The 6,185-nt window shown below is 63.9% G+C and carries 5 protein-coding genes; 3 read left to right on the top strand and 2 right to left on the bottom strand.

From position 1 onward, the window contains the following. Positions 1-258: 258 nt before the first annotated feature. Positions 259-1,161: a LysR family transcriptional regulator gene (locus A4A58_RS16750; RefSeq protein ID WP_068734097.1), complete on the bottom strand. Its 903-nt coding sequence runs from the start codon at positions 1,159-1,161 to the stop codon at positions 259-261. Between the two features lie 130 nt (positions 1,162-1,291). Between A4A58_RS16750 and A4A58_RS16745 the strand changes: the two genes are divergently transcribed. The 3 genes from A4A58_RS16745 to murB all read left to right on the top strand — a co-directional run bounded on the left by A4A58_RS16745 (position 1,292) and on the right by murB (position 5,211). Next, a complete protein-coding gene (locus A4A58_RS16745) occupies positions 1,292-2,464 on the top strand; it encodes an MFS transporter (protein WP_068734095.1) in 1,173 nt (390 codons plus the stop codon). Between the two features lie 194 nt (positions 2,465-2,658). Beyond that, positions 2,659-4,062 (top strand): UDP-N-acetylmuramate--L-alanine ligase, encoded by a 1,404-nt coding sequence (gene murC / locus A4A58_RS16740; RefSeq protein ID WP_068734093.1) that lies wholly within the window; start codon positions 2,659-2,661, stop codon positions 4,060-4,062. A gap of 228 nt (positions 4,063-4,290) precedes the next feature. Further along, a complete protein-coding gene (gene murB / locus A4A58_RS16735) occupies positions 4,291-5,211 on the top strand; it encodes a UDP-N-acetylmuramate dehydrogenase (protein ID WP_068734091.1) in 921 nt (306 codons plus the stop codon). 66 nt (positions 5,212-5,277) lie between these two features. Here the strand turns inward: murB and A4A58_RS16730 are convergent, their stop codons facing one another. After that, positions 5,278-6,087, bottom strand: a complete 810-nt coding sequence (locus tag A4A58_RS16730; protein ID WP_068734089.1) for a DUF4239 domain-containing protein — start codon at positions 6,085-6,087, stop codon at positions 5,278-5,280. Between the last annotated feature and the right edge of the window lie 98 nt (positions 6,088-6,185).

Genomic DNA, 6,185 nt, shown 5'->3' with positions numbered 1-6,185 from the left:
CGGATCGAGCGCCCTTCGGCGTAAAGCTGGGCAATCCTGTAGCGGTCATCCAGCGACAGCTGGGCGTAGGTTCGGTCCATCGCAACACCCTAGTCTGGTGTTGCACTTCGTTTGAGAACTCAGCGGACCCATACACGCTGGCGATATAGCTGTAGCGCTGTCGTCACGGCTCTGCTGTTTCAACTACACTTGCCGTGGTTATGGGTCCCCGCCCCGCGCGCGCCTACGACGCGCTAGGCGGGGAGGACACCGGGGCAATTACAGCCTCACGGTCTCCACCAGATAATCCAGAAACGCCCGCACGCGCGCTGGCAACTGTCCGCCATGGCCGACAAACACCGCGTGGATCGGCTCGATGTCGCCGGGATTGAACGCTTCGAGCACCGGCACAAGACGTCCGGCTGCGATGTCGGCTTCGACATGAAAGCGAGCGAGCCGCGCGACGCCCATGCCGGCCACGGCGAGGTGCTGCATCGCTTCGCCGTCGCTGACGAGGGCATTGCCTGACGGCATGACGGCGACTGTCTCGCCGCCGATTTTGAACGGCCAGCCGTTCTCCCACTTGGCGAAGCCGAAGCGCAACAGATTGTGATGCGCGAGATCGTCCGGCGTCTTTGGTGTGCCGCGCTCTTTGAGATAGTCCGGCGAAGCGACCACGACCATCCGGCTCTCGCCGAGCTTGCGCGCCAGCAGGCGCGACTCGCGCATCAAACCGACGCGAATGGCGACATCGGCGCGCTCTTCCAGGAGATCGACGACGAGATCCGTCAGAACGACCTCGACCTTGATATCGGGATAGCGCTTCGCGAAATCCGGCAACAGCGGCAGCAGGAGCCGCAGGCCGAACGGCACGCTGGTGTTGACGCGCAGCAGGCCGCTCGGTGTTGCGCCAATGGCGGCTTCGCGTTCTGCCGCGCTCATCTCGTCGAGAATGCGTAAGGCGCGCTCGTAGAAAGCACTGCCTTCCGGCGTGAGCTGAAGCTTGCGCGTCGAGCGGTTGATGAGCCGCACGCCGAGCCGTGCTTCCAGCCGCGCCACCAGTTTGCTCACGGCAGAGGGGGTCATTCGGAAGGCACGGGCGGCGGTCGAGAAACCGCCGAGCTCGACCACCCGGGTGAACACTTCCATCTCGCCGGAGCGGTTGACGTCCAGTCGTGACATCTGGCTTCAATCTATTGAGTGAATTCAATTCACAAATATTGTTCCTATGTCACGTCTATCTCATCAATGTCAGGAGGTCCACATCTCCCGTTGTCGGGCATCTGGCCCGTTTCACGCACGGGATAGGATCATGCCTCTCGCACTCTACGCGCTTACCGCCGGCGCCTTCGGAATTGGCGTCACCGAATTCGTCATCATGGGTCTCCTGATCGAGGTCGGCGGCGACCTCGGCGTGTCGATCCCGGCCGCGGGTCTGCTGATCTCAGGCTATGCGCTGGGTGTCGTGCTCGGCGCGCCGATCATGACCATCGCCACCGCCCGCTGGCCGCGCAAAACCGTGCTGCTGGTGCTGATGGGCATCTTCACCCTGGGCAATCTCGCTTGCGCCCTGGCGCCGGATTACTGGAGCCTGATGGCGGCACGCGTGCTCACGGCTTTCGCGCATGGCACGTTCTTCGGCGTCGGCTCGGTGGTGGCGACCACGCTTGTGGCGCCGGATAAAAAGGCGTCGGCCATCGCCATCATGTTCACCGGTCTGACCGTGGCGAATATTCTCGGCGTGCCATTCGGTACCTGGCTGGGGCAGGGGTTTGGCTGGCGCGCGACCTTCTTCTCTGTGACCGCCGTTGGCGTCGCCGCCTTCGCAATCATCGCGCTGTTCGTGCCGCAAGATAAGGAAAAGCCCGCACCGTCGAACCTGAAGCAGGATCTGGCGGTGCTTGCGCGTCCGCAGGTGCTGCTTGGCCTGCTCACTACGGTGCTGAGCTGGATTGGTGTGTTCGCGCTGTTCACCTACATCGCGCCGATCCTGACCCGGCTGGCCGGCTTTTCGGAGAACGCGGTGTCGCCGATCCTGCTGGTGTTCGGTGGCGGGCTGGTGGTCGGCAATCTGGTCGGCGGACGGCTCGCCGACCGCTGGCTGCTGCCGACGGTGCTGGGCAGCCTCGCTGCGCTGGCGGTGGTGCTGTTCCTGATGACCTTCGCCGTTCACAGTCAGATCGCCGTGGTGGCATTCGTGGCGCTGCTCGGCGCCGTGGGCTTCGCCACCGTGCCGCCGTTGCAGATGTGGGTGCTGGAAAAGGCCCATGGCGCTGGCCAGAGCCTCGCCTCGAGCTTCAACATCGCGGCGTTCAATCTCGGCAACGCCATCGGCGCCTGGCTTGGCGGTGCGGTGATCGATCATGGCGGGCTCGCCTCGGTGCCGTGGGTCGCTGCATTGGCGCCGCTGGCGGCGCTCGGTGTGGCGCTTTGCGCAATCCGTCTCGACAGAGCGCGGGTGCCGGTTCCCGCGCCGGCGGAGTAGGGTACAGCAGCAGCGAAGGTGGCGGATTCGTCTGATCCGCAAGCCAAATTTCCGTCTTTTTCGTCATGGCCGGGCTTGTCCCGGCCATCCACGTCTGTTTGAAGGAGTCATCTGTTAGATAAGCCTTGGATGCCCGGACGTCCAGCGAAGCTCGCTTCGCGCTGCCCGGGCATGATGGAACATAGAGACGCCCCATGAGACTGCCGCGCGAAATCGGACCCATTCACTTTGTCGGTATCGGCGGCATCGGCATGAGCGGCATCGCCGAGGTGCTGTGCAATCTCGGCTACACCGTGCAGGGCTCCGACGCCTCCGAGAGCGCCAACGTCAATCGTCTCAGAGAAAAAGGCATCACCATCCATGTTGGCCACAAGGCCGATAACGTGTCCGGCGCCGACGTGCTCGTCGTCTCCACCGCGATCAAGCGCGACAATCCGGAACTGATGGCCGCGCGCGCCCAGCGCATTCCCGTGGTGCGCCGCGCCGAGATGCTCGCCGAATTGATGCGCCTCAAGTCCTGTGTCGCCATCGCCGGCACCCATGGCAAGACCACGACGACGTCGATGGTTGCCGCATTGCTCGATGCTGGCGAACTTGACCCAACCGTCATCAATGGCGGCATCATCAATGCCTATGGCACCAATGCGCGCCTCGGCGCCGGCGAGTGGATGGTGGTGGAAGCCGACGAAAGCGACGGCACCTTCCTGAAGTTGCCGGCCGACGTGGCCATCGTCACCAATGTCGATCCCGAACATCTCGATCACTTTAAGACTTTCGACGCCGTGCAGGACGCGTTCCGCCACTTCGTCGAGAACGTGCCTTTCTACGGCTTCGCTGTCATGTGCATCGATCACCCCGTGGTGCAGAGCATCGTCGGCAAGATCGAGGATCGCCGCATCATCACTTACGGACAGAACCCGCAGGCCGATGCGCGGCTGGTCGATCTAAAGCCCGCCAATGGTGGCTCAAGCTTCAAGGTCGCGTTCCGCGATCGCAAGGCCGGCACCGCGCATGAGATCGACAATCTGCTGCTGCCGATGCCGGGTCGTCACAACGCACTCAATGCCACGGCTGCGATTGCCGTGGCGCATGAACTCGGCATGTCCGATGAGGCGATCCGCAAGGCCATCGCGGGCTTCGGCGGCGTCAAGCGCCGCTTCACCAAGACCGGCGAGTGGAACGGCGTCACCATCATCGACGATTACGGTCATCACCCCGTGGAGATTTCCGCCGTGCTGCGCGCCGCGCGTGAAAGCACTGCGGGCAAGGTGATCGCCGTGGTGCAGCCGCATCGCTACACGCGCCTGCAGTCGCTGTTCGAGGAATTCTGCACCTGCTTCAACGACGCCGACACCGTGATCGTCGCCGACGTCTATCCCGCCGGCGAAGCGCCCATCGAGGGCATCGACCGCGACAATTTCGTGCTCGGCCTGCGCGCCCACGGCCATCGCGAGGTGATCCCGCTGCAGGAATCGGCGGCGCTTGCGGGTCTTGTCGCGGGTGTTGCGAAATCAGGTGATACGGTCGTGTGTCTCGGCGCCGGCAACATCACGCAGTGGGCTTATGCATTGCCCGGTGAATTGAAGGCGCTGGGGTAGTTGATGTCACGCGCTTCTCTCTCTACACGCGCCGCGGCGCTCCCTCTCCCCCAGGCGCAGCGAAGCTGCGCTAGGTGGGAGAGGGTTGGGGAGAGGGGGCGCCACATACGCCGGTGCTCTTGGTGCCCCCCTCTCCCGGCGCTACGCGCCACCCTCTCCCGCCCAGCGAAGCTTCGCTTCGCGCGGGGGAGAGGGGACACTACACGTCGTCCTGCGCAGACTTGAAACATGACCTTCCCCGACATCACCCCCTCACTAAAATCCGCGATGCCCGATTTGCGCGGGCGTCTGCTTGCAAACGAATCCCTCGCGCCGCTGACATGGTTTCGTGTGGGCGGTCCGGCGCAGGTGTTGTTCACGCCAGCCGATGAAGACGATCTCGCTTACTTCCTGTCGAAGCTGCCCAGCGACATTCCCGTCACCGTCGTCGGCGTCGGCTCCAATCTCATCGTGCGCGATGGCGGGCTCAACGGCGTCGTAATTCGCCTGAGCCCGCGCGGCTTCGGCGCAACGTCAGCCGATGGCGACATTGTCAGCGCCGGCACGGCTGCGCTCGATAAGCGCGTGGCGGAGACGGCAGCAGCGGCGGATGTCGGCGGGCTGGAATTCTATTTCGGCATTCCCGGCTCCATCGGCGGCGCGCTGCGGATGAATGCCGGCGCCAATGGCGACGAGACCAAGGATGTACTGATCGAAGCCACCGGCATTGGCCGTGACGGCACGAAACACGTCTACGACAATGCCGGCATGGCGTTCGTCTATCGCAATTCTGGCGTCGATCCGTCGATCATCTTCACCTCGGCGAGATTCCGCGGAACGATCACCGATTCCGCCGCGATCCGCGCGCGGATGGAAGAAGTGCAGGCGCATCGCGAAACCGCGCAGCCGATCCGCGAAAAGACCGGTGGCTCCACCTTTAAGAATCCGCCAGGGCACAGCGCGTGGAAGCTAGTCGATGCTGCGGGCTGCCGCGGTTTGCGTGTCGGCGGCGCGCAGGTGTCGGAAATGCACTGCAATTTCCTGATCAACACCGGCGATGCCACGGCCACCGATATCGAAACGCTCGGCGAGACAGTGCGCGCGCGCGTGCTGGCGCAGTCGGGCATCGACCTGCACTGGGAAATCAAGCGGATCGGCGTCGCGCCGTAACACGATATGTCTGACGCGTTTCCTTAACGCGAACCGGCACCACTTCGCTCGGAAACGCTTTGGCTGCTATTTCGGCGGTGGCGGTAGTGCCGACGCCGGCCCGGCCTCGCTGATGCTCAGCAGATTTTCCAGCGGCGCAGGGGCGACGCGGAAGGCGCCATCGAACGGATGCTCCTGCAGCGCGATAATGCCGAGAGCGACGATGGCGCCGCTGGCGAACACCGTGAGTGCCGCGAGCATGGCCCGCGGACGTTCCAGATGCACCAGCGCCAGCGCCAGTTGCGTGATCAGCCCGAGCAGCAGGACCGACGTCCATTTCAGATCGTTGGTGTGGTCGGTCGACAGGCTGAGCCGGTCATTGCGCGCGGTCCCGGCGCGGATCGAGGCGCCCATCAGCGCCCCATGCACCGTGTTGCTGGCGTCGCGCGTGATGGCGGGATCGCTGATTTCGCGCAGCAGGCTGTCATAGGCCACATCGGTGCGCGGCGACTTCAGGCCGAGAAGCATTGCTGGCCATTCCTCCGTCACTTCCGATGTCACATAGGCCTTCAGCGCGGCGCGTATGTTGGACATGTCGGAGACTGATGCCACGCTCAGCGTATGGATGTTGCGCAACTCGCCGGCTTCGATCTGAACGGCGCGGACGGCCTGGCGGTTGCGGTCGCCGACGTCGCTGGCAAGGAAGCCCGTGAGCAGGCCGAACAGGATGGCCACCGAGGAAAAGAAAGGCGCAACGATGCCGTGGATGGACCTCAGCCGCATCGACAGCAGCCGGCTGGAGCTCAGCCCCACGAGGATCAGTGCGACTCCGTAATAGATGGTGCCCAGCGTCGCGAAGATGCCGAAGGTAGAGAGTTCGAGCCAGGCTCTGATCATCAGGTCGCTTCCATGTCACCGCGGGGCGGGCTCGCAAAACCGCCTCCGACAAGGCATTATATGACTCGGCTAGCGTGATGCTATTGCCTTGTCGGCAA

The sequence above is a fragment of the Tardiphaga robiniae genome (genome assembly GCF_001618955.1).
In the GTDB taxonomy this organism is placed as follows: Bacteria; Pseudomonadota; Alphaproteobacteria; order Rhizobiales; family Xanthobacteraceae; genus Tardiphaga; species Tardiphaga robiniae_A.
The sequence above is the reverse complement of the archived record's forward strand: the minus strand, read 5'-3'. Positions and strand labels throughout refer to the sequence as shown.